This window comes from Eubacterium callanderi, assembly GCF_900142645.1.
GTDB classification, from domain to species: Bacteria; Bacillota; Clostridia; order Eubacteriales; family Eubacteriaceae; genus Eubacterium; species Eubacterium callanderi.
Genome location: NZ_FRBP01000005.1, coordinates 303,595 through 327,006, shown reverse-complemented (window position 1 = coordinate 327,006; position 23,412 = coordinate 303,595). Strand labels below are relative to the sequence as shown.

Below are 23,412 nucleotides of genomic sequence, written 5' to 3'. Positions count from 1 at the left end.
TTATGGCGGAACGCCCCTGTATTGGATCATTGTTTTTTCTCCATTCCTGTGGTACAATAACCACGTAACATATTGTCTGGTCCCTAATGCGTGGCTTCGCTTTGGGACCTTTTTTATTGTTCTAAAATTGGTTTAGGTTTTCTGCCCCGGTTCGGGGAAAGTTCGTCTAAAAAACAATTCTTTATGCAACTGTGCCCGATCTCCCGTTCTAATTTTGCCATCCGTTCAAACGCTTCCGGAAAATCCTTGCGGATCATGTTCCAGTAACCCATGCCGCCCTTTACACAGCCGATACAATTATTGTTCGGATAGCCCATGTCGTACATCTTCGGCCGCTTTAAACCGAGTTTTTTCGAAAGCTTGTGGCAGTCTTCTTTGGTCATGTTGGCATCGATGAGCGGGAATTCGTGAGTTATATCTGGTTCGGATTCTTGTAAACGATCTGCCCGGTGTTTTTCGGTGCAGTCATAGCCCCAAACATAGGTAAGCGGTTCATCCTGTTTCTTCTCCCACTCTTTCCGCACCTGTTTTTTAAGCATATTCGTACATTTTGCCCCATACGGAGAGTTTAAGAACCGGTACTTTTCCACAACCTTCTCGACGCTTTGGTGTTCGGATTGGAGAATTTCGATCTTCTTTCTAAAAAATCCCTCGCAGTCCGATAGAAAACGCAGACTATCGGGATGCTGATTCTCGATGTGGCAGTAAATCAGCCGATCCACATCTTTCGCGAGATGCGCCGCAATAAAACTACTCACGCCGCAGCTATACCATGCCACTTTCATTTCCTACTCACTTCCTCCTTTGCGACTAATATCGCCAATCCAACAACCGTGCCAATTCCAATCCCGATTAACCCAAGTGCAAAACCGTAAATCTGTGCTCCTGTCTGGCATAGTGAGATCAGAATTTCTAACATTAATCCTTCCATAGCCACCCCTTCCGAACTGCAAGGCAGATGCCGCCGTAGACAGCGATGCCGAGGAGGACGAAGGGGAGGCCGGCAATACTTAAATTCATTCTTCTACCTCGCCTGATTCAATACATGCATCAGCATTTCCGCTTGTTCCTCGGTCCGGACATCTTCAATCTCCGCGCATCTGCCAACTTCAAACAGCCCATCAAGTGGACATTGTTCGCAGTGAAATCCGGGCAAACAGTCTAATTTTGCAAGCCTCTCCACCTCGGTTTGAATGCGCATCGCGGCCCATAAGTCTTTCCCTGTAATTTTCACACCGTCGTTCATGAGGCGGCCTCCTGGTCGGGAACTGCAAACGGACTTTTCCCCGTTTCTTGTTCGTAATCTTTGATCCAGTCCTCATTTTCATTCATCAGTCGAAGCGCCATATTGACAAACATTTCGATGAATTCTTGTGGAAATGGATCGTCTATTGCTTTGATTTTTGACATTGTCTTTCCTCCTCAACATGCTTCCGGCAAATATTTATACTTTACCGTGCAGGCCTTACCATTGCTGCGTTCAATTCGTTCTGGGTAACCGTGCGAGACAATCCAATCTTTAATGGTTTCAACAACACGCTGACTGTACTTCCAACTTGTTCCGGAGTGTCCATTGTTCGTAAAAGGGGCAATCACTTTATCTATCTCCGGAACTTCAAGCTTTTCAATGATTGCTCCAATGGCATTGGCATGCGGATTGCCCGTTTTCGAATAAATCCCTAGCTCCTTTGCGATCTCGCCTTGATCATAAAAACGCGTCCCCATCTCAAGCGGCGGTTCGAGATCCATTCCGGCTTTTTCTTTATAAACCTTGCTCACAGCCAAAGCCGTAAAGTTCGGATCAACCCCGGCCTGTCCATAGACCTCTTTGATGATTTTAGCCATCATATTCACAGAACCGAGCGGCGGCTGTTTCGGCGATGGAATCTTTCCGGCGGCCACTTCCTTTTCCAGGTCAATGAGTTTTTGACGGATTGCCTTCCCGATTTCAGAGCGCTGGATCATGGCGATGTGTTTGGCCATGTCGAATTTGAGATAATGATTGATCTGCGGTCTACCTTTACCGCATGACATTTTATCCGAAAAATCTGATAAAATGTAATCTTCTATTTCTTTAAAACCAAAGCTGCACATACGCTTAAACCAATCGGCATAGGCTTCTTTGATTCCTAATTTTTCATGCAATTCCCGACCGATCACAATCTTCTCTCCGGTATCAGTCGTGTATACCGGAATGACATCTTGGTTAAAAATTTTTAATGCATTCATCTTTTTTTCCTTCCAAAGTTTTCTCTATTGGGTAATACACACTCACGTTCGCCGCTTCCCGATAATGCTTACATCGGTTCCCCGGCCTCGTCGTACACTGGCGCATTCCGCAGAATCCGCAGTCAATTGGGTCAAATCCCCCGTTCCATGTGTGGGTGTAATACTGGGTGTATTTATTGCAGTTGATGCAACGGCTTCCGGTAATTTCGATTTTCATGAGTTCCTCCTGATATATTACGCCAATAATTGGCGTATACTCTTTCTTTATATTACGCCATAATTGGACGTAAGTCAAGAATTTTTTAGGAGGTTTTTTATGTTTAACGATAGACTGCGAGCCACTCGCATGTTCAGAGGTATCACGCAGCAGAAAACTGCTGATGCAATGGGCGTTTCTCTCAGGCATTATCAAAAATACGAAAGCGGAGAAGTTGAACCCGACTTTATGGGACTATCCGAAGTTGCAGATTTTCTTGATGTACCTACAGATTTTCTATTGGGACGGGATGACTATCTGAAATCTCTCGGAGTTTCCGTTGATGTATCCCTAGAATGTCCTCCAAGGCGTCCCAAATCTCGAAAGAACCAGTAATTTCTCCATATTCTATTTTTTGATAGTGTCTCAGATTCAAGTCCAACTTATCCGCCATCTTTTGTTGCGTCATGCCCGCATCCTTGCGGGCTTTTTTCAGTGTTTCTCGGCTCATTGACTTTTACTCCTCTCCGTGCTATACTTTACATATTAGTTTCTCTTAGCCCCACACATATCACTCCTCTCTGTTCTTGTGGGGCCTTTTTATTGTCCAAATTCTTTGATCATCCATGCCAGAAGAGCGATAAACGCAAGGGTATAAACACCGATGGTGGCTAATGCCATTCCATAAATATGGGCGCCTGTCTGGCATAACGAGATCAGAATCTCTAACATCAATCCTTCCATAGCCACCCCTTCCGAACTGCCAGGCAGATACCGCTGTAAACAGCGATGCCGAGGAGGACGAAGGGCAGGCCGGCGATACTAAGGTTCATGAGGCGGCCTCCTGATTAAAAGTTCCATGATGCCCGATATATTCCTCCAACAGCTTTGGTGAAATATGGTACGTGTATTTTCCTCCTGGGTTCTGCACAAAAGAGCCAATATTCAAGGTTCCCTGCCGCATTGCTCGTCTTACATAGTCTTCAGTAGCACATAAGCGTTCAGCCGCCTCTTTCACCGAAAGGCGTTTTTCCGGATCATATCTCATTCTGTTTTCCTTTCCCCCACCGGTACGATTAACAGGGCCGCGTTATGGTAAAAGTCTGTTAGCGTGTGTTTAACCAAGGCAAGCTTGATACGTTCTATATTTTGAGGAGGATTTAACGAGGGTTGCGACCCTGTTAATGCTACCGGCGGGTTTTTGATTTAATCTTCTAAAAAATACTCAATCGGAACACCAAAGTAATCGGCGAGAATTTTTAGTTTGTCGATCTTTGGAACACTTCTCCCCGTTTTCCAATCTGAAAGTGTTGCTGTGGAAATTCCCGTTTCTTTTGCTACCTTATATGATGTAATCTTATACTTTTCTAGCAACATTTCGTATTTTCTATACACTCCTTTCCCCCCTTTCTACAAAATAGCTTGCAAGTATTACGGAAATGTGATATATTTTAGTTGCGAAACAAAAACAAATATCACATTTATCCGTGACACTCGACTATCTTTTATATACCTCGGTTTTCCTTGGTATGCTGTAACTATATCACGCATTTCTTAGATAGTCAAGATGTTTTATCACGCATTTCTTTGATATTGTTAATTTAATATGATACGGAGAGATAAATTATGTATGAACGCTTTGCGCTTTTATTAGCTGAAAATAACGTTACCCCATACAGAGTGTCAAAGGATACGGGTATAGCCACTGCAACCTTATCCGATTGGAAAAACGGCAGAAGCACTCCTAAGAATGACAAGCTTCAAAAAATTGCCGACTATTTCAATGTCTCATTAGATTGGCTTACTGGAAATTCAGATTACAGAAATGTGCAAGATTTAATTAAATCTGAGTCAAATGACAACGGATACCTTGCTTTTTCGAAACTTTTAAATGAGAGGGGCGTAACAGCCTATAAAGTATCAAAAGAAACGGGGGTTACCCAATCTACTTTAAGTGACTGGAAGAGAGGGCGCAGTACCCCAAAAACAGATAATATGAAAAAAATCGCTGACTATTTTGGTGTCTCAATCGATTATCTTATGACCGGAAAAGAATCCAACGACGAGAATACCTCTACCGAAAAAGACTACGCCAAAAATGAAACCGAAAGAAAATTGCTGGTTCTTTGCAGAAAAGCAAACGACGTTTCAGAGGAAGAACGCGAAGATATCATTAATCTCTTTGAGAATACAATTGATTTATACTTAAAAGCCAAAGGAATCAAAGGTGATGAATAACGGTTATGCGAAAAAGCCGGACTTTGACAAGTGTATCGAGGCCGCCACAGACCTGCTCTACCGACAGGATGACCTTTTCACATTTCATCTTGACATAAGAAAATTAAAGTATGACCGAACCATATATTTTGATTCTGTTCAAGGTTATTGTGTACGGGTTGGTGTTCCGATCCGGCGGGTAATGTTTGGGAAAAACAGACTTCTTAAAGAAGGATGTACCGTTAAAGGCGATGATTTTTATCTTGTACTCTATAATGAAGACCGTCGTTCCTTTGAGCGGCAGCAATGGACCATGGCGCACGAAATTGGCCACATTTATTTAGAGCACGAAAAAGACGAAGATAAAGAAGAAGCAGAGGCGCATTGCTTCACCGGACAGTTGTTTATGCCCGACTACAGCCTATACCGGATCGTCAAGGATTTTAATGGCGCCTGTGCTGATATAGCCGAGATATTCCGAGTCTCAAATGCCGCCGCCCAAAGAAGATGGAACACCTTTTTCAGAAAAAGAACCGTCCATGCCGGAAAAAAAGATCAGGCCATCTGGGAAATGCAGAGAGAAAAAGTAGAACTGTATTTTTACTGTAAACAAAACGGGCTTGCCTTTAATCGCGAATTTTTTAAATATGGAAAGAAACGGGACCTTCTAAAAACAGCAGATGTGATCAGCTCATTTTCAGAACTTTCAAATCTTTTTGTTTAACAAAAAACTCTTCCATTCTGCCGACATTGAGATAGTGATATGATACTAGGACAAAACTTTAGTAAAATGCTAGAAAACATTTTCATCTATCCTCTATTAGTGTATAATGATAATATCTATATTTTTAGGAGGAAAAAGAAATGAATGAAGAAATGAACAACGGCGGTAGTGTTGAAAAAACACCTTTTTACAAGAAGAATTGGTTTGTAATTTTACTGATCATCTTTATACCACCCGCTGGGCTCATTATGATGTGGGTTAATAAGCAATTTGGAAAAACAGCAAGAATTGTATTAACAATAGTTCTTGCTATTTATTCGATCATTTGGTTGACCACATTGTTCACTCCCAAGCCAACACAAACAACACAGCCAGAACCAACCACACAAAGTCAAGCGCAGCCAAGTGCTAACGTGTCCGCAACCGCAGCACCGACACCTGAACCAACACCTGATGTTCCAACAGAGTATAAATCGGCTCTAAAAAAAGCTAAATCTTACAGTGACACCATGTACATGTCAAAACAGGGTCTTTATGATCAACTCACATCGGAGTACGGAGAAAAATTTTCAGCTGAAGCTGCACAATATGCGGTTGACAATTTAGATGCGGACTATAATTACAATGCCCTGCAAAAAGCTAAATCATACCAAGAAACCATGGCCATGTCCCCAGAAGCAATCAGGGATCAATTAACGTCTGAATACGGTGAAAAGTTCACCCAAGAAGAAGCGGATTACGCAATTGCTAATCTTCCGCAATAAGTAAAATCGTCCCTGTGTTTTGATGAACAGGGACGATCACTCAATTTCTACAAAAGCTACTAAAAAAGAATAATCAGGAGGAAATGATGGCTTTAAAAGATTTAATGGACAAAACCAGCAATCTGATGGAAAAAACATCAAAATCAGCAGGCGGCGGAATCGCTCAAGGTTTAATGGGAAACGCCCAGGAAATGAACAAGGAAAAGGTACAGTCTGAATACGGTATGTATTTAATGTCTGGTGAAACGGTAAAAATCGGGTATCAACTACTGAGAGACGTTTTTGTTGTTACTGATCGCCGGATCATTGATTTTGACAAGCAAGGCGCTACAGGTAAAAAAATGAGCATCAAGTCGATTTATCTTGATTCAATCGTAGGCGTTGAAGCTGAGACCGCTGGCGCTGGTATTGATGATAGTGAAATCACTATTCGCTATATTACGACCCCGTACCATAAAGCGCACTCATTAAGCATGGACTCTCGCAAATTCGAATTTCCAAAAAAATATGATATAACCAATCTGTATAATCATTTACAGCAGATTGCTTATGATAATTACGTTCGTATAAACCAGTAAATAAAAATAACGCCCCCTACCCTGCAAGGTAAGAGGCGATAACATAGATTCCCGGGATAGGACCGGTACAATCTACCCTAAGCAAGTTAATTGTACCACATTATCCCGGTATTTTCCAATATACCGGGCATTTTTATGCCCAAAAAAAGAAAAAGGAGTGATATTTTATGCGATTACCAAACGGCTATGGGGGCGTTTCAAAGCTTCCTGGCAACCGGCGAAATCCTTGGCGGGCAAGGGTTACGATCGGCTGCGAGTTACTTCCAACCGGAAAAACAAAGCAACTTTACAAATCAATTGGGTACTATCCCACCAGAAAGGCAGCACTAGAAGCCCTCGCTGATTACAACAAAAATCCTTATGATCTTGCACAAGATCAATTAACATTTAAAGAAGTATATGAAAAGTGGTCTGAGGAACATTTTGAGGCCATTGTCCCGAGCGCGGTTCGTACCTGGAAAAGCGCGTATCGTTATTGCGAACCGCTTTATAACATGAAAATGAAAGCGATCCGCGTAAATCATCTCGAGCAAACAATTAAAAATGCAAAGGTAGGCGATTCCACAAAGGGACGCATAAAGTCCCTCTTTAATCTCATGTACAAATATGCTATGAAACATGAAATAATCGATAAGAATTACGCTGAGCTTTGTGATAGCGTCAAGGCGCCAAAGCCTAAAATTAAAAGGACCGTTTTCACGGATAAAGAGCTTCAAGTCTTATGGGATAATCTCGAATTTCCATTCGTTAAAATGGTACTTATAGGAATCTATTCAGGGTGGCGCCCTCAAGAGTTGGCATCTTTAAAAACTGAAGATATCAATCTGGAGGAACGCACAATGTTCGGAGGGCTCAAAACAGATGCTGGAAAAAACCGTTGCGTCCCCATTCATTCGAAGATATTTCCTCTTATTTCATCGATATATGATAAAAGGAATAAATACCTTTTTAATGATGAAAATGGACAGCAAGGGACGTACATGACATATGAAAAATATCGTGGTCGCTTTAAAAAGATTAATGCCAAATTTGGCTTTGATCACAAACCACATGACACAAGACACTCTTTTGTAACTTTCGCCAAAGAGGCAAATATGGATGAATATATTCTCAAATTAATCGTAGGGCATGCGATCGAAGATGTTACCGAGAAAGTCTATACACACCGTACAATGGAACAGCTAAAAAGCGAAATTGAAAAGATCAATAAGTAACAATAAACTTAAATAAAAAAAGGTCTATAATACTCACTTAAGACACAAAATATCACTTGAACCCGCATAAAACTGTCATTCCTGCTTCCATCGAGGAAGCCATGAAATAATCCCAATAAACAAAAAACCTGCGATTCATCTCGCAGGTTTTTTTAATGGACTAAAAAGCCCGGTTCCACATTAAAAGCGGCGTAGTAGCGCGTGGTCATGATGGTGCCAACGGTCTGGAGGCAGGCGGACAGGGCGCCTTCTGCCTGGGCTCTGCAGGAGGGTTTTCCGGCAAGATAGGCGTCATTCATTTCCTCAATCTTCCGGAAGATGTCACCGGTTCCGGAAACGGAAAAGCTTCTGGGCTGCGGCATGGTCTCGCCCAGTGCCTTCTCGTTGTGCGCGCAGTAGCGGTACAGGCTTTTCTCAAACATAATATGTTCCTTCAGGTTTCCTTCATAGCGCTCGGTGTGGGCCTCGCAGAAAAAATCGGCGCAATAGTGACAGATGCTGCCAAGGCGTTCTGCCAGAAAGAACCCGGCGTCGAAGTCCATAATATCGCCAGCCTTTATGGCTGCGTCGATGGCAGCTCTCAGATGCTCAGAGGCATATTTCCTTTCATGGGGATGAAGGACAAAGCTAAAAGTGAGGTCCGGCGCGATATTTCCCAGCAGAAAGCCGGCACGGTTCAATGTAATTCCATAGTTTTCGTCAAGGTATTTCCAGATAATTTCTCCAAATATCAGGTGTGTCGGTTTGTTCATTAAGTGTTCAGCTCCCCTGTATTAAACTTGATTTACCTTTATAATACACCATAAAAGTTAAGAAAATACAATCCAAATTATGAAGATTTTCCTAAGATTTTACATGGCATTTATTATTTTAACACAAACCCGATAAGTTATTTACCCTTAACAAGTAAATTTATTCCAGAAAACCTTTTCTAAAATATGAAAACCACAATGCCTTCAAACAAGACATTGCGGTTTCATCAACAGCAGCAAAAATCATTTCCATAAACCAGTCCATAACAACGCATAACGACTAACATCTGAGGGTAATACTTCAAAACCGGCATACTCTTTAACCTCTGGTAGGCATTTTTGAATAAATATTTATTTTTATTCAACTATGTTTATATAAAATATTCTTTACCGCTAAAGAATTCCTTTATCTCTGCGAAGTTAGTGGTTATGCGTTGTTATGGAAATTTCTGGCGTCCAAAATTCTATATGAACAATGCCACAATTCAGGCCGGCATCAAAATATAGCGGAAAACAGCGTAATAGTGGCACAGGCTCCCAAGCATGACAAAGACATGGAACACCTCATGAAAACCGAACTCTGGCCATATATTGGGCTTTTTAAGGCCATACATAACCCCACCCACCGTATACATAATGCCGCCGAGCAGTAAAAACACAAAGCCGCCGGTGGGCAGCGCGTCGTAGAGGGGCTTGAGGGCAAAAAGGGCAAACCAGCCCATGAAAATATAGAGGCCTGTGTTCAACCACCGGGGCATATTAATCCAGAAAACCATCATCAGCACGCCAATCACCGCAACCGCCCAGATTGCACTCATCAGCGCCACCCGGGTCACACCTGTCAGGCACAGGAGGCAGAAGGGTGTATAAGAGCCGGCGATCAGCAGGAAAATCATGGAATGGTCGGTTTTTTTCATGCGCATGATTTTTTCAGGTGAACCGTGGACGGCATGGTAGGTAAAGCTGGTCGTATACAGAGCGATCAGGCCAAGTCCAAAAGCCAGCACCGAGGTCAGTGTCAGGGCATTGACTTCTTTTTCCACAGTGATAAGGACCAGCATGGCGATGGTGCCGATTACGGATAAGACGGCTCCGATCAAGTGGGTCAGCGCACTCATCGGGTCTCTGAATTTTTCAATCATTTTGTGTCACTCCTTATGTAGTTTTTAAAACTATGTATTGCGTTCTTTAAAATATATCACAATCTGTATACAATGTCAAATGCGTTTTTGATATTGTCTTTTTTGTGGCGTTAGCGTAAAATAAATAGAAATAACAAGGAGGTCTCCATGACAGAAGAACAAATTTTTGACTTGATTGACAGCCTGCAGCTTGACAGCCAGATCACCATACAGGACATCCCGGATCTGGACCTTTACATGGACCAGCTCATCACACTTTTTGAAAAGCATCTGGCGCCCACAAAGCGCAGGCCTGAGGACAAGCTGCTGACTAAGACCATGATTAACAACTATACTAAAAACAAGCTTTTAATCCCGGCCCAGAAGAAAAAGTACACAGTGGACCATGTGCTCCTCATGCTTCTGATCTACCAGCTGAAGCAGGTAACCTCCATGGAGGATATCAAAACACTTTTTGGCTTTCTCAGGGATGGAGAGTCGGTGGATCACGAAAAGCTTCAGTTTGTATACCAAAAATTCCTGGACAGCCAGGCCGGACAGCTCGGCGCACTGAAGGACGACGCGCGCCGCGTCGTCAAAAATGCCAAAGAAAAAACCGCCGAGTCCAATATGGAATCGACGGATTCAATGCTGATGTGTCTGCTGCTGTTTCAGCAGAGCCTTAATTACAAACGCCTCGCTGAAAAGCTTCTGGATGAAATGGCCCCGGATGCGGAATAACTATTCTACGTAGTTCCAGTTTTGTCCCGGATAATAAGCCAATGGATCGACAAAATTATCATTGACCATCCAGCCAAAGTGAAGATGGGGGCCGGTGGAATTACCAGTGCTGCCCACATAGCCGATGATGTCGCCTTTGGAGACAGTCGCACCCACTGAGGTAGCGATTGAAGACATATGGCCGTACAGCGTGGCCAGCTTATTACCGCTGCCATCTGTCCCCATGTTGATGACCACGCAGTTGCCATAACCGCCGTTATCCCCGGCGATGGAAACCGTACCGTCGCCAGCTGCCAGAATAGGGGTGCCGTAGCTCACAGCTACGTCAACGCCCTGATGGTTGGACCATTCGCCCGTAATCGGGTGGATACGTCCGGCAAAGGGACTGCTGATATTAAAGGCCTGAGAGTTATCCGGTGAGATGGGCCAGTAATACTCACCTGTCTGGATAAAATCACTCGCCTTTTCTCCGCCCATCTGCTTGGCAATGCTGTCCGCCGCTGCCTGTTCAGCCGCGATACCGGCCTTGTATTCCTCAATCAGTGCCTGGTTTTTTGCCAGCAGCTGATTCTGCTGTTCTTTCGCTTCATTTTGAACCGCTTTAGCCTGTTCTGCCGCTGCTTTATCCGCTTCCAGTCCAGCATTTTTTTCTTCCAGCTCTTTTTTCGTGTTTTCAAGGGCGGTTACCGCGTCCTTATCGGCCTGCATGACATTTTTCATCATATCGGCCCGGGCGATAAAATCCGTGAAATTATTAGAGGAGAACAGCACCTGGAGGTAACCGTCATTCCCGTACATGTACATGACACGGAGACGCTCTTCCAGTTCCTTTTCCTGTTTGTCCTGCTGTTCCTGCAGCACGGCGATCTGAGCCTTACGGTCTGCCATACGGGCATCCAGATCCGCAATTTGGCTGTTGATGGCGTCGATGGCCGCATTTGACTCGTTGACCTGTTTTTCAATTTCAGCCATACTGGTTTTAGTCGCCTCCATCTGAGACGACATATCTTTAATTCTCTGCGCACTCTCTTTCAGCTTTGCCATCAAATCGTCATTCCCCTCCGCAAAAACAGGGGTGCAGATCATCAGAAAACATAATAATCCTGCCAGAAAACCACACATTTTTTTCTTCATAGACCTTACTTATCTCTCCTTCTTTGTACTAACAATTACACATTTATCTCTAAGCATTTAAAAATTTCCTGATTGAGAACAAACTGCCAAAGGCGCCGATAATAATACCGTACACCAGACAGAACACAAAAATCGGCCCCATAATCAGCGCCGGAGATACCAGGTCGCTGTTCATAGGCATATTGACCGCGTTGGTGACATAGGCAATGGCATAGTAGTAACCTGTGCGTATAATCAGCATAGCCACCAGCGCCCCGAGACATCCGAGAAAGGTCCCTTCCAGTATAAAGGGCAGCCGGATATACCAGTCCGTTGCGCCAACATACTTCATGACCCCTATTTCCCTTCTTCTGGCAAAGCAGGTCAGCTTGATGGTGTTATAAATAATGAAGACCGAAATGACGGAAAGCACTGCCAGTATGACAATACACAGCGTATTGCTGAACTTACTGAAGCTTACCAGCGCATTGACGTATTCCTCACCATATTTGACATAATCGACCCCCTGGGACGCCAGCCCTTCGGCAAAGCTTTTGACGCTCCCCAGGTCCTCCGGATTCTGCACCTGGACAATAAACGATGCGGCCATCGGGTTATTGCTGCTGTCGTATCCTTTTAAAAGGCCTGAATAATCATCAAGGCTTGAAGAGAATTTTTCCAGGGCTTCGTCCTTGCTCTCAAAGGAGATGCCTGTCACCTGGCTGTTACCGCGAAGCGCTGTCTCAACCGAGGTTTTCTGATCCTCTGTGTATTCTGTTTTCATAAAAACACGCAGCTCCATGGCTGATTCCACATTTTCTGTAATGTGCTGGAGATTCACGGTGAAGATCACAAAAATCCCCAGAATGATCAGAGCCGCGACAACAGAAAGAATGGAGGCAATACTCATCAGATTATTCCGCTCAATGCTTTGAGCCGTATCCCTGAAAATACTTTTCAGCATCGAAAAAAAATGATGCTCCTTTTTTCTTTTTCCCATTAACATTCTCCCTCTCATCTGCACCCGCCTGGATGCAAATTATTACACAGCCCTCATAAAAATTTACAAATTATTTATTTCTGCTGTCTTATTATAGGTCATTTTACTTATAAAAAACTTTAAAAAACGTCGAAATCTGAAAGCATTGTAACAGATATATTTAAATTGTAACAAAAAAAACAAGTTTTAGCAAGGTAAACGTAAGCTCGCGCCGTCAAAATCATGATAGGTAGTCTCACGCCCCGGTGGGATCACGCAGAAGTGTTCCTCATCCCAGTTACCCATCAGCAGTTTTTCGATGGGGCTGATGTCCCCCTGCTTAACAACCGGTTCCAGCTTAATGGTCTCAGCGATCTTATCCACCCTTGGCTTCGCCTGGTTAAGATCATAGGCGCCGGTGTCAATGAGCATCAGATATTTGTAGTGCCGGTAGATCATGTCCATGATTTTCCGGGCCCGCTTTTCGCCAAAGCGTTTGTAATTGTAGTCGATCTCCCACTCCAGGCTCTGCTTGCCGTCCAGCCAGCCCCTTGTCAGAAAATAGGTGGTGGTCCGCACCCGTTCCAGATTTTCAAGGTTCGACAAAAACATGTCAATACAGTCCCCATATTTGGGAATGATCATGGTTGCGCTGCTGCTTTTTAACCCCACCAGGCCATTGCCGCAGTTGCCGTAAGCAAACAACAGCTCCTCGGCCTCCGGCTCTGCCTTGTCAATCTCTGCCTGAAGAGCGTCCCTCAGGTTTTCAGGGTAAGCGTGCAGTGTGTTATCCATCCAGACAGTTTCAATGTCGACGCCGCATTTTTCCTTAATGAGCTCGACTTCATCCTTAATCGTCTCACAGGCCAATAATTTTCTTCTTTTCATTTTGCAATCCCCTCATTACTTTTTCAAGTCCCGTTTTTCATTTTCCTCATTCATAGATAAGTATAGCGCATTTAACCCCGCGATGCAAAAATTTTTCTCTATCAACCGTGTAAAAGAGATGATATAATGGGAGAAAATGCAGGTATAATCACAAAGGAGAAATTATGGATAAAAAAGCTTTTCGTCAGGAAACCTTAAAGAAACGTTCTGACATTTACTCAAAGGAAATCGACGCACAGATCATTGACAATTTCATTCACTCCGACGCATACAAAGACGCGGACTGGATGATGCTCTACGTGAGCTTCGGCACCGAAATCCACACCCACGCCCTGATTGAGAGGGCACTGGCCGAGGGCAAGCATGTGGTCGTGCCGATCTGCAACACCGCGGACCATACCATCATCCTGTCTGAGATTCTAAACTTCCCGGGTGATCTGGAGGAAGGGCATTATGGCATCCTGGAGGTTAAAAACGACTGCCGCCGCGTGGTCGCGCCCGAAAAGCTGGATCTGGTGCTGGTACCCGGTATGGCTTTTACCGAAGCGGGCAACCGCATGGGCTTTGGCGGAGGCTATTACGACCGTTTTCTTGAAACCATCCGGCCCGACTGCAAAACCGTCGCGCTGATCCGTGAAGATTTTATTTATGATGAAATCCCCATGGAACCCCATGACAAGAGTGTGGACATCATCATTACCGAAGACCGGGTCAAGGCCTGCCGGTAACCAAGGAGAAAAAACAGAAAAATGAATGTACAGGAAACCATTGACTTTATCGAATCCAACGGGAAGTTTGGTATCCGGCTGGGCCTTGAAAGCATCGGCCTGCTGCTCAGTGAACTGGGCAACCCGCAGGACAAGCTGAAATGTATCCACGTGGCTGGTACCAACGGCAAAGGCTCGGTGAGCACCATGCTCTCCACCATTCTCAAAACCGCCGGGTACACCACAGGTCTCTACACCTCCCCGGCCCTCGAAACCTTTAACGAGCGGGTTCAGCTGAACAATGTCCCCATTCCGGATGACGACCTGATGCAGGTAACCAAAAAAGTTCAGGCCGCCTGCGACACGCTGGTGGCAAAGGGTGAGCCGCACCCCACTGGCTTCGAGATCGAAACCGCCCTGGCCTTTGAATATTTTTATGAAAAAGGAGCCGATCTCTGCGTGGTTGAGGTTGGCATGGGTGGCCGGCTGGACGCCACCAACATCATTCCCTCTCCCGAGGCCGTTGTCATTATGAGCATCAGCCTGGACCACACCGATTACCTTGGCGACACCATCGGAAAAATTGCCGGTGAGAAAGCCGCGATTATTAAGGAAGGGACGAGCGTCGTCATCTACCCTCAGGAAAAGGAAGCTGAGGACGTCATCGTAAGCTATGCTCAATCCATGAAAGCGCCCTTCACAATCGTCAACCCTGACAATATCTGCCGGGTTTCCGAAAGCCTTGACGGGCAGGTCCTGAAATATAAAAAGCCCGGCGGTATTGCCGGACTGGATACGTTCAGGCTGAAGCTTCTGGGTGAGCACCAGATTTTAAATTGTCTGACCGTGCTCAACACCCTGGAAATCCTGTTGAAAAAGGGTTATGCCATTCCCACATCGGCCATTACCGCCGGTCTTTCAGACGTCACCTTTCACGGACGCTTTGAGATCCTTCACCACGACCCCATTATTCTGATTGACGGCGCCCACAACCCGAACGGCATCGAGTATTTTGTCAAAAACATCAAGACCTATTTCCCGGGAAATAAGATTAACCTTTATTTTGGCATGCTGGCCGACAAGGACATCGACCTGGCCCTTAAATACCTCATGCCTGTGACCGGCGACGTTCATGCCCTGACACCCGAAAACGACCGCGCCCTTCCAGCCGATAAGATGGCTGAGCTGATTCACCGTGAGTACGGCAAAAATGTCAATTTCTACGACACCATCGAAGCCGCAGTGGACAGCATCGACCTGAGCGCAGAAGACCGGATCAACGTGTTTGTCGGCTCCCTTTATATGATCGGAGTCGCCCGCACTGCCATTGTAAAAAGATTAAAAACCAAAGAAGCATAAGCAAAAAGCGCCTGACAGCCGTCAGGCGCTTTTTTAATGCCGGTTGTTATTCCACATCCATCATCTGCATCCGTTCTTCCAGATGCTTTTTAACCACCATCAGCAGCAAAACGCTGATGACAATGGAGACAACAGCGAAAAAGCTGTACCCGAAGACCGGCGCGATGAAAAATCCTGTGGCAGCGGAAATCCCCACTACCAGAAGCATGTAGACCCAGCCCACCATCATGGCAATCATGACATTCATGTTGTTCTTGACCGCTTTCTGCGGATTATCCCAGTTGAGCAGCGGGCGCATCATATCCACAATCAGGCCAAAGGCCAGCAGCGGGAAGGAGCCGATGGTACCAAGCACCAGCGAAACAACCACTGTCCCAAGGGTCAGCGGCGTAATGAACGCCAGCAGAATGAGCGTAAAAACAATGCCCAGCAACTGAATACACAAAGCGCTCAGGCCACGCCCGATCATCTGGTCCAGCGGACGCACTGGCACGATGCAGGTCAGCCAGATGTTTTTGCCTTCCCGGGAGAAGGTGGTAGCTGTGGTACAGGCTATACTTCCGAAAAACATGAATACAACGATCAGAATCAGGTTCATGGCATCGGGCGCCGCCTTATAAAAATCTGACACAAGGGTCATAATGTCCATTCCGCCGGATTTTCCGAAGAACATAGACATCAAAAATACTAAGGGCACTACCACCACAATCGATACATTGTTAAAAAAGTAAATCGGCGTCCTCAGCAGGAGGCGCATATCCATTTTAAACACTGCCAGCGCCGGAGCGGACCGGTGCGACAGGGCTTTTTGCAGCTTCGTAACGGACAGGGCCTTTTTGCCCCTGCCACTTTCCTTGCCAGAGATCAGCCCTTTTACATAGACCCTTTCTCCCACAAAAACCATCAGGGCAAAGGCCGCCGCGGTGAGAATAAACAGCCCCAGCAGGCTGAGCATCCCTGTCAAAGTAATGCTGTTGAGACTCTGGGCCACCAGCAGGCTGACCGGATACATCCGGGTAATCGTCTTAAGCAGATAGCCGTTGTCGGCAAGCATGCTGTTGACCATTGTCATAGGGTCATCGCTGCCGCCGGCCATGCTCGACAGGTACATCTGCAGGCCCAGGAAAAACGCCAGCACCGCAAACAGGGCAACAATCTGGAAAACATCCTTCTTTCCCTTAAAGCTGTTGCTGCGCATCAGCAGCATAATCAGCAGCGTTTCAAGCGCCAGAGGCAGCACTGGCAATATGACAATGACGATCAGCGCCATCATGTAATAGAGGATTCCCATTCCCTGCCCCATGCCGTAAATAACAGCCGGAGGCAGCATAAGCGCCGCGGACAGCAGTACCTCCATAAAAATAATGCTGCCAAATTTACCGATGATAATATTCCTCGGCTTAATGGGCAGAGGCAAAAGCATTTCGACGCTGCCCGAAAAGTAAAACTCTGCCATAATATAGGCAAGGCCAAAGAAAATGATCACCACTGAAATCACAGTATAGGCCATAGGCAGAAGCACAGACACCTGACCGATGGCTGCCATGCCTGTGTACATCATAGCCATATATGCCACATACAGGCCATAGAGCGGCAGCATCGCCACCAGCACCAGGACAGGCAGCCCAACCTGCTTTAAAAAGGCCTTTTTATTGTTTTTACGGTTATACTGGATCAGAGACAATCCCAGGTTAGTATTGATAAAAAGCTTGGTCAAGCTGATAATTTCTTTCATTTTTCCGTCAACTCCAGGAAGATATTTTCTAAGGATTCCTTACTGCCTACCTTTGCCCGGATTTCATCCATGGTGCCAATCTCGATAATCTGTCCTTTGTTGATAATGGCGATCCGGTCGCAGAGCTTTTCGGCGACATCCAGCACATGGGTGGAAAAAAACACTGATTTTCCACGGTCGCACATTTCCCGCATAATTTTCTTCAGCTCAAAGGAGGCTTTAGGGTCCAGGCCCACCATAGGCTCATCGAGCACAAAAAGATTCGGGTCGTGGATTAAAGCGCCGATCAGGGCAATTTTCTGCTTCATCCCATGAGAATAAGAGCTGATGGGATCCCCCACTGCCTTGTCAAGCTCAAAGATTTTCAGATACTTTTCCGCACGCGCTGCCCGGTCCGCCTCCGGCACCTCATAAACGTCGGCCATAAAGTTCAAGTACTCGATCCCCTTGATCTTTTCAAAAAGCTCAGGATTATCCGGCACATAGCTGAACTGCTGCTTGGCGCCCATGATATTCTGGCTGTTGTCCACACCGCCAATAAATATCTGTCCGCTGTCTGGCTTAAGCAGGGTAACAATCATTTTAATGGTCGTGGTCTTGCCCGCGCCGTTTGGTCCCACAAATCCGAAAATCTCACCTGGCCGCACCTCAAAGTGAATATCGTCAACGGCCTTTACTTTTTTGTCGCCGTAGGTTTTTGAAACATTTTTTATCTTTAACATTCAGGTCACTCCCTTTGATTTGTTAGCCCTATTATAACCGCTACCCTTTTGGTTAGCTTTTATAAAGTTTAAAGAAATGATAAAGATTAAAAAAACCTCTGCCTGATCTCAGACAGAGGGGTTCTCAGTTTTTCTATTCCGCAACCGCTTCGGGATTTTCTTCGCTTTTTTCCGCTGCTGGCGCTTTGACCTCCATATCCTTTGGCAGCACCAGATTCAGGATAATGGCTACTACAAAGACAATGGCCACACAATTATTCGCAAAAACCTGCTGAACCATCTGAGGGAAGATCGTGAAAATCTCTGGGACCTCGGTAAAACCGATCCCCACGCTCAGTGAAAGGGCCACAATGATGGTGTTGCGCTGGTTGAAGCCACAGCGGGTGATCATCTGGATACCGCTGACAACAATGGTGCCAAACATCATGATGGTGCAGCCTCCCAGCACCGCTTCAGGCAGCGTTGCGAAAAGCTTTCCGACCACTGGCACAAGCCCGGCCAGAATCATGACACAGGCGCCGGTCATAATGGTAAAACGGTTGACCACCCTTGTCATGGCAATAAGGCCGACATTCTGGCTGAAAGAAGTAATGGGCATACAGCCAAACAGAGAGGAGATAGAACTCATATAACCATCGCAGGCCAGCGAGCCTGAGATTTCCCGGTCCGTCACATCTCTGCCCAGGCCTGTCACAGTCATGGCAGAAGTATCCCCGATCGTCTCAGTGGCTGAGACCAGAAAGATCAGGGTCACAGCGATGATGGCGCCCAGATTAAACTCTGGAACAAAGGGCATGAACTGCGGCAGGGCGATCACCCCCACACTGTTCATATCTGAAAAATCCACAGCTCCCATAAAAATCGCGAGAATATACCCGACCACCAGACCAAACAGCACAGAGAGCTGCTTCCAGTAGGATTTCGCAAAAATATTGAACAGCAGGCAGCACACCAGTGTCACGCTTCCCAGAATCAGATTCTGGGCTGAGCCAAAGGTTTCACTGCCGCTGCCGCCCCCAAAGGAGGTTGCGCCCACAATCAACAGTGAAAATCCGATAGAGGTGACCACACAGGCTGCCACAATGGGCGAGATAATCCTCCGCCAGTATTTGGCGAAAAGTCCCAGCGTCCCCTCGATGAGCCCGCCGACAAGCACCGCGCCCATGGCGGCCGCGTAGCCGTAGGTGGCAGAGACATAGCTCAAAATCGTGACAAAGGTAAAGCTGATCCCCATGACAATGGGCAGTCGGGCTCCCAGCTTCCACAGGGGATAAAGCTGTACCAGCGTCCCAATCCCGGCGATAAACATGGCGTTCTGCACCAGCATGGCCTTCTGATCCTCACTGAGTCCGGCGACATTGGCCACGATAAGGATCGGGGCAATATTAGCCACAAACATGGCCAGCACATGCTGCACACCAAAAGGAATGGCCTTTGAGACCGGTACACGGCCGTCAAGCTTGAAAATATTGCTGACGCTGGCCGTTATGTTTTCTTTTTCCTTCATTTCATTTCTCCTTGTAATTTCTCGGTAACTTAGTAAGTATATCCGATATGGCTGTCTGTTTCAAGAAAATATTAACGCGGCTTTTCCAAATATTTTTAAAACCCCGCGGGATCGCAAACAGCGAACCCACGGGGTTTTGCTTATCAGGCTTCTGTCTGCCTTTCACTGTGCTTCTGGTCCACAGCGTCCACCACAAAGGCAATAGTCTGGTCACCCATAATATTCGTTGCCGTCCCAAAGCTGTCCTGGGAAAAGTGCAGCGAAATAATGAGAGACTGCATGCTTTCGGTAAAGCCAAGCATGGAGCCGATAATACCAAGAGCTGCCATAACACCGCCGCCCGGAACTCCCGGGGCTGCGACCATCGTGACGCCCAGCATCAGGATAAACGGCAGGTAAAGGCCGAAATCCGGCGACATCCCGCTTGCCAGCATAATGCCCATGGTTCCAAGCACCAGACAGACCGTATCGCCGGCCAGATGAATGGTCGCACACAGAGGGATGCAGAAATCTGCCACGTCCTTCGTGATCTTATTCTTATAGGCACATTCCAGATTAACCGGAATGGTTGCCGCTGACGACTGAGTCCCCAGCGCGGTAAAATAAGCCGGAATAATATTTTTGATCTTCCTGAACTGATTTTCTCTTGTTAAAAGCGATGCGACGCCAAACTGAACAAGGAGATAAACCCACTGAAAAACAAGGATCATGACAAAGAGCATGATGAACATCTTAATGGTTGAAAAAAGCTCTCCCGACGCGGCAATACCGGCAAACTGCGTAGCGATATAAACCGGGATCAGCGGGATAATGATCTTTTTCAGCGTGAGTGTAATAATCTGCTGTAAATCCTTCAGACAGCCCAGCAGACGCTCTCCCTTAATATTTGCAAGGCCGATCCCCAGCACAAAGGCCAGGATCAAAGCCGTCATAACGCCAAATACCGGATCGACGCTGATGGTAAACAGCGGTGAAAACTCTGTTCCGCTGGTATTCATACTGCTGATGGGGCTGATCCACTGCGGGAGTACAGCGTATCCAAAAAAATACGCCAGAAGGCCTGCAAGCACCGTAGAGCAATAAGCCAAAAGCAGCGTAACAAGAAAAAGTTTATTGGCCTTCTGGCCAAGATCTGCCAAACCGACTGCCACAAAGGAGACGATTAAAAGCGGGATCAAAAATTGTAAAAAAGTGCTGAACAGCGAGGTGAACGTCGCTGAGATTTCGATGACCAGGCGAAAAGCCGGGGCATCGCTTACGTTAAAAAGATTGCCGAGGGACCCGACCAGTATCCCGATCAAAATCCCCAGCAAGAGCTTCGGCAATATGCCTAAATTGATTTTCCCCATAATGGCCTTGAACCTCCTCAAGCGCTTCGCTTAATCCAGGTTATGGATAAAAAGCCCGCTTCGGAGTTTGGGTTCAAACCAGGTGGATTTCGGCGGCATGAGCAGATCAGCGTCTGCGATGGCCATCAGCTCGGAAATCGCGGTGGGATACATTGAAAAAGCCACCTTCATGTCCTCGCCGACACGGCGTTCAAGCTCACCAAGGCCCCGGATACCGCCGACAAAGTCAATGCGCTTATCGGTGCGGATATCCTCAATGCCTAAAATAGGTATCAGAATATTATTCTGCAGGATCGCCACATCCAGGCTGCCCACCGGATCGTCGGCAGCATAGGTGCCTTCCTTGGCCGTCAGCAGATACCATTTGCCCTCCAGGAACATCCCAAAGGTGCCCTTTGCAGGCGGATGGACAGGCTCTGTACCTTTTTCTTCCACGTCAAACTGTTTTTCCAGCGCTTCGATGAACGCATCTGCAGTCAAGCCGTTCAGATCCTTTACCACACGGTTATAGTCCATGATGGCAAGCTGTTCATCCGGGAACAGTACAGACAGGAAGTAATTGAATTCTTCATCTCCGGTATAATCCGGGCGCTCCTCGCGGCGCATGAGACCTACCTTAACGGCAGACGCGCAGCGGTGATGTCCGTCGGCAATATAGAAATTACCGACTTTTTTGAAATCCTCGACCAGACGGCCGATGGTTTCTTCATTGTCGATGACCCAGACACGGTGGATAACACCATCGTCGGCTGTAAAGTCAACTACCGGTTTGTTTTTCATGGTTTCGGCAATAATGCCGTTGATATCCTCCTGTCCGCGGTAGGTCAGAAAGATCGGGCCCGTGTTGGCGTTGCAGGCATCCACATGCTTAATACGGTCCTGCTCTTTATCCTCACGGGTAAGCTCGTGTTTTTTAATGGTGTTGTCCAGATATTCGTCAATGGCCGTACAGGCAACCAGGCCTACCTGGCTTCTGCCGTCCATAACAAGCTCATAAAGATAAAGGCTCGGCGTTTCATCCTGAGCGATGACCCTGCGGTCATACAGCTTCTGAAGGTTCTTGGCTGCCTGCTCATACACAAAGGGATCGTACATATTCATGCGGTGATCCAGGGTGCTTTCCGGACGGTCAACTCTCAGAAAAGAGTCATACTTGCCGTAAACGGCAGCAGCCGCTTCCTCACGATTATAGACATCGTAAGGAAGTGCTGCCACATCAGCGGCTTTTTCCGGAACAGGACGAACGGCTTTAAAGGGTCTGATTGTTGCCATATCGCGTTCTCCTTATCCTTATTTTAAAACACGGACGCGGGTGACGCCTTCAATGGTCTTTAACGCTTCTTTCACATTATCGCCCACTTCGCTGTCGACGTCGATCATGGTATACGCCCATTCACCTCGGTTTTTGTTGGTCATGTCAGAGATATTGATGTTGTGTCCCGCGAGCACAGCAGTGATCTGACCGATCATGTTCGGAATGTTTCGGTGATTGACGGTGATGCGGTGTACGCTGTTGCATACACCCATGCTGCAGTTTGGATAGTTTACAGAGTTTACAATGTTACCATTTTCGAGGTATTCGCGCAGTTCTTCTACAGCCATAACCGCGCAGTTTTCTTCGCTCTCCGGTGTGGAGGCGCCGAGATGGGGAATGTTGATCACATTCGGCATCTTTAAGGTTTCTTCATTAGGGAAATCCAGAACATATGCGGCAACGGTTCCGTCTTCAAGAGCCGTCTTGATGGCTGCATCGTCGACCAGACCGCCGCGGGCAAAGTTCATGAGACGCAGGCCCTTTTTCGTTTCCTTTAAAATGTCTGCATCCACAAAGTTTTTGGTTTCTTCCATGAAGGGTATATGTAAGGAGATATAGTCGCAATTTTTAAAGATTGCTTCCTTGCTTGTGGACCGTTTTACTTTTCTGCTTAATCCCCAAGCATGTTCAATGGATAAATAGGGGTCGAAGCCGTAGACCTTCATACCAAAATCTACTGCCATGTTCGCTACCAGTACCCCGATAGCCCCAAGGCCGACAACGCCCATTTTTTTACCGTACAATTCCGGCCCGACAAAGGCCTTCTTTCCCTTTTCTACAGCTGCTCCGACATCGCCGGTTTCAGAAAGCAGTGTTTTCGTCCATTCGACGCCGTCCACTACCTTACGGGAGGACATCAGCATCCCCAGCGCCACGAGCTCTTTAACAGCGTTGGCGTTGGCTCCCGGAGAGTTACAGACCACAATCCCCAGTTCAGAGCATTTATCGATTGGAATATTGTTTACGCCCGCGCCTGCGCGGCCAATAAACTTAACGCTCTCGGGAATATCCATATCGTGCATTTTTGCACTTCTCACGAGAATGGCATCCGGTGCTTCTACAGCATCTGCAACAGTGTAGTTTTCATCTAATAACTTAAGACCTCTTTTAGAGATATTATTGAGGGTTTGTACTTCAAAATTCATTTGTAATTACCTTTCAATTCAGCTGCAGCAAATCCTGGCCTACTTCGACACTACCCA

At 46.3% G+C, this 23,412-nt stretch carries 30 protein-coding genes; 9 read left to right on the top strand and 21 right to left on the bottom strand.

The window, feature by feature from the left end:
* Positions 1-113: 113 nt before the first annotated feature.
* The 6 genes from BUC22_RS08600 to BUC22_RS08585 all read right to left on the bottom strand — a co-directional run bounded on the left by BUC22_RS08600 (position 114) and on the right by BUC22_RS08585 (position 2,446).
* Complete coding sequence (locus BUC22_RS08600) at positions 114-785, bottom strand: phosphoadenosine phosphosulfate reductase (protein ID WP_073382714.1); 672 nt, start codon at positions 783-785, stop codon at positions 114-116.
* Positions 782-931 (bottom strand): hypothetical protein, encoded by a 150-nt coding sequence (locus BUC22_RS22205; RefSeq protein ID WP_187367902.1) that lies wholly within the window; start codon positions 929-931, stop codon positions 782-784. The genes BUC22_RS08600 and BUC22_RS22205 overlap by 4 nt, the downstream gene beginning before the upstream one ends.
* Positions 932-1,024: 93 nt before the next feature.
* The gene (locus BUC22_RS08595) at positions 1,025-1,246 is read right to left on the bottom strand and encodes a hypothetical protein (RefSeq protein ID WP_073382711.1); all 222 of its coding nucleotides are present in this window, start codon (positions 1,244-1,246) and stop codon (positions 1,025-1,027) included.
* Entirely contained in the window at positions 1,243-1,410 is a 168-nt protein-coding gene (locus tag BUC22_RS21800; protein WP_158577871.1) for a hypothetical protein, read from the bottom strand. The genes BUC22_RS08595 and BUC22_RS21800 overlap by 4 nt, the downstream gene beginning before the upstream one ends.
* Positions 1,411-1,422: 12 nt before the next feature.
* On the bottom strand, positions 1,423-2,229 hold the full coding sequence (locus BUC22_RS08590) for an antA/AntB antirepressor family protein (protein ID WP_073382708.1): 807 nt from the start codon (positions 2,227-2,229) through the stop codon (positions 1,423-1,425).
* On the bottom strand, positions 2,207-2,446 hold the full coding sequence (locus BUC22_RS08585; protein WP_073382706.1) for a hypothetical protein: 240 nt from the start codon (positions 2,444-2,446) through the stop codon (positions 2,207-2,209). Before BUC22_RS08585 ends, BUC22_RS08590 begins: the two co-directional genes overlap by 23 nt.
* Positions 2,447-2,545: 99 nt before the next feature.
* Between BUC22_RS08585 and BUC22_RS22620 the strand changes: the two genes are divergently transcribed.
* On the top strand, positions 2,546-2,821 hold the full coding sequence (locus BUC22_RS22620) for a helix-turn-helix domain-containing protein (RefSeq protein WP_073382704.1): 276 nt from the start codon (positions 2,546-2,548) through the stop codon (positions 2,819-2,821).
* Here the strand turns inward: BUC22_RS22620 and BUC22_RS08575 are convergent.
* The 4 genes from BUC22_RS08575 to BUC22_RS08565 all read right to left on the bottom strand — a co-directional run bounded on the left by BUC22_RS08575 (position 2,712) and on the right by BUC22_RS08565 (position 3,820).
* A complete protein-coding gene (locus BUC22_RS08575; RefSeq protein WP_073382702.1) occupies positions 2,712-2,936 on the bottom strand; it encodes a helix-turn-helix domain-containing protein in 225 nt (74 codons plus the stop codon). The two genes, BUC22_RS22620 and BUC22_RS08575, sit on opposite strands and share 110 nt — an antisense overlap.
* Before the next feature lie 89 nt (positions 2,937-3,025).
* Complete coding sequence (locus BUC22_RS22070) at positions 3,026-3,169, bottom strand: hypothetical protein (RefSeq protein WP_187367892.1); 144 nt, start codon at positions 3,167-3,169, stop codon at positions 3,026-3,028.
* Positions 3,170-3,254: 85 nt separating this feature from the next.
* Complete coding sequence (locus tag BUC22_RS08570) at positions 3,255-3,473, bottom strand: hypothetical protein (protein WP_073382699.1); 219 nt, start codon at positions 3,471-3,473, stop codon at positions 3,255-3,257.
* Positions 3,474-3,631: 158 nt separating this feature from the next.
* Positions 3,632-3,820, bottom strand: a complete 189-nt coding sequence (locus tag BUC22_RS08565; RefSeq protein WP_038350805.1) for a helix-turn-helix domain-containing protein — start codon at positions 3,818-3,820, stop codon at positions 3,632-3,634.
* Positions 3,821-4,051: 231 nt separating this feature from the next.
* Between BUC22_RS08565 and BUC22_RS22530 the strand changes: the two genes are divergently transcribed.
* From BUC22_RS22530 to BUC22_RS08535, 5 genes are all read left to right on the top strand, one after another.
* Positions 4,052-4,663: a helix-turn-helix transcriptional regulator gene (locus tag BUC22_RS22530; protein ID WP_317985600.1), complete on the top strand. Its 612-nt coding sequence runs from the start codon at positions 4,052-4,054 to the stop codon at positions 4,661-4,663.
* A complete protein-coding gene (locus BUC22_RS08550; RefSeq protein WP_073382697.1) occupies positions 4,656-5,366 on the top strand; it encodes an ImmA/IrrE family metallo-endopeptidase in 711 nt (236 codons plus the stop codon). Before BUC22_RS22530 ends, BUC22_RS08550 begins: the two co-directional genes overlap by 8 nt.
* Before the next feature lie 140 nt (positions 5,367-5,506).
* Positions 5,507-6,130: an Ltp family lipoprotein gene (locus BUC22_RS22290; protein ID WP_073382694.1), complete on the top strand. Its 624-nt coding sequence runs from the start codon at positions 5,507-5,509 to the stop codon at positions 6,128-6,130.
* 86 nt (positions 6,131-6,216) lie between these two features.
* Complete coding sequence (locus BUC22_RS08540; RefSeq protein WP_227929786.1) at positions 6,217-6,708, top strand: PH domain-containing protein; 492 nt, start codon at positions 6,217-6,219, stop codon at positions 6,706-6,708.
* A 167-nt stretch (positions 6,709-6,875) separates the two neighbouring features.
* Positions 6,876-7,922 (top strand): tyrosine-type recombinase/integrase, encoded by a 1,047-nt coding sequence (locus BUC22_RS08535; protein WP_073382692.1) that lies wholly within the window; start codon positions 6,876-6,878, stop codon positions 7,920-7,922.
* A gap of 152 nt (positions 7,923-8,074) precedes the next feature.
* Here BUC22_RS08535 and BUC22_RS08530 read toward each other — a convergent pair whose 3' ends face one another.
* Together BUC22_RS08530 and trhA are read right to left on the bottom strand one after the other, a co-directional pair.
* Positions 8,075-8,674, bottom strand: a complete 600-nt coding sequence (locus BUC22_RS08530) for a zinc dependent phospholipase C family protein (RefSeq protein ID WP_013379080.1) — start codon at positions 8,672-8,674, stop codon at positions 8,075-8,077.
* 485 nt (positions 8,675-9,159) lie between these two features.
* Entirely contained in the window at positions 9,160-9,816 is a 657-nt protein-coding gene (gene trhA / locus BUC22_RS08525; RefSeq protein WP_013379078.1) for a PAQR family membrane homeostasis protein TrhA, read from the bottom strand.
* 147 nt (positions 9,817-9,963) lie between these two features.
* On the opposite strand from trhA, the gene BUC22_RS08520 reads away from it, so the two are divergent.
* Entirely contained in the window at positions 9,964-10,536 is a 573-nt protein-coding gene (locus BUC22_RS08520; RefSeq protein WP_013379077.1) for a DUF1836 domain-containing protein, read from the top strand.
* Here BUC22_RS08520 and BUC22_RS08515 read toward each other — a convergent pair whose 3' ends face one another.
* From BUC22_RS08515 to BUC22_RS08505, 3 genes are all read right to left on the bottom strand, one after another.
* On the bottom strand, positions 10,537-11,670 hold the full coding sequence (locus tag BUC22_RS08515) for a murein hydrolase activator EnvC family protein (protein ID WP_013379076.1): 1,134 nt from the start codon (positions 11,668-11,670) through the stop codon (positions 10,537-10,539).
* Positions 11,671-11,719: 49 nt separating this feature from the next.
* On the bottom strand, positions 11,720-12,649 hold the full coding sequence (ftsX, locus tag BUC22_RS08510) for a permease-like cell division protein FtsX (RefSeq protein ID WP_123876033.1): 930 nt from the start codon (positions 12,647-12,649) through the stop codon (positions 11,720-11,722).
* A 186-nt stretch (positions 12,650-12,835) separates the two neighbouring features.
* The gene (locus tag BUC22_RS08505) at positions 12,836-13,516 is read right to left on the bottom strand and encodes a DUF1638 domain-containing protein (protein ID WP_013379074.1); all 681 of its coding nucleotides are present in this window, start codon (positions 13,514-13,516) and stop codon (positions 12,836-12,838) included.
* A gap of 164 nt (positions 13,517-13,680) precedes the next feature.
* Between BUC22_RS08505 and BUC22_RS08500 the strand changes: the two genes are divergently transcribed.
* Both BUC22_RS08500 and BUC22_RS08495 read left to right on the top strand, forming a co-directional pair.
* Positions 13,681-14,244, top strand: coding sequence for a 5-formyltetrahydrofolate cyclo-ligase (locus tag BUC22_RS08500; RefSeq protein ID WP_013379073.1), 564 nt, complete (start codon positions 13,681-13,683; stop codon positions 14,242-14,244).
* Positions 14,245-14,265: 21 nt separating this feature from the next.
* Positions 14,266-15,582 (top strand): bifunctional folylpolyglutamate synthase/dihydrofolate synthase, encoded by a 1,317-nt coding sequence (locus BUC22_RS08495; protein WP_013379072.1) that lies wholly within the window; start codon positions 14,266-14,268, stop codon positions 15,580-15,582.
* A gap of 46 nt (positions 15,583-15,628) precedes the next feature.
* Here BUC22_RS08495 and BUC22_RS08490 read toward each other — a convergent pair whose 3' ends face one another.
* From BUC22_RS08490 to BUC22_RS08465, 6 genes are all read right to left on the bottom strand, one after another.
* Entirely contained in the window at positions 15,629-17,317 is a 1,689-nt protein-coding gene (locus BUC22_RS08490; protein ID WP_013379071.1) for a putative ABC transporter permease subunit, read from the bottom strand.
* Complete coding sequence (locus BUC22_RS08485; RefSeq protein WP_013379070.1) at positions 17,314-18,039, bottom strand: ABC transporter ATP-binding protein; 726 nt, start codon at positions 18,037-18,039, stop codon at positions 17,314-17,316. Before BUC22_RS08485 ends, BUC22_RS08490 begins: the two co-directional genes overlap by 4 nt.
* A gap of 133 nt (positions 18,040-18,172) precedes the next feature.
* On the bottom strand, positions 18,173-19,546 hold the full coding sequence (locus BUC22_RS08480) for a uracil-xanthine permease family protein (protein WP_013379069.1): 1,374 nt from the start codon (positions 19,544-19,546) through the stop codon (positions 18,173-18,175).
* 143 nt (positions 19,547-19,689) lie between these two features.
* Complete coding sequence (locus BUC22_RS08475) at positions 19,690-20,895, bottom strand: dicarboxylate/amino acid:cation symporter (RefSeq protein WP_013379068.1); 1,206 nt, start codon at positions 20,893-20,895, stop codon at positions 19,690-19,692.
* Positions 20,896-20,925: 30 nt separating this feature from the next.
* On the bottom strand, positions 20,926-22,167 hold the full coding sequence (locus tag BUC22_RS08470; protein ID WP_013379067.1) for a DUF1015 domain-containing protein: 1,242 nt from the start codon (positions 22,165-22,167) through the stop codon (positions 20,926-20,928).
* A gap of 18 nt (positions 22,168-22,185) precedes the next feature.
* The gene (locus BUC22_RS08465; protein ID WP_013379066.1) at positions 22,186-23,355 is read right to left on the bottom strand and encodes a phosphoglycerate dehydrogenase; all 1,170 of its coding nucleotides are present in this window, start codon (positions 23,353-23,355) and stop codon (positions 22,186-22,188) included.
* Positions 23,356-23,412: the final 57 nt, after the last annotated feature.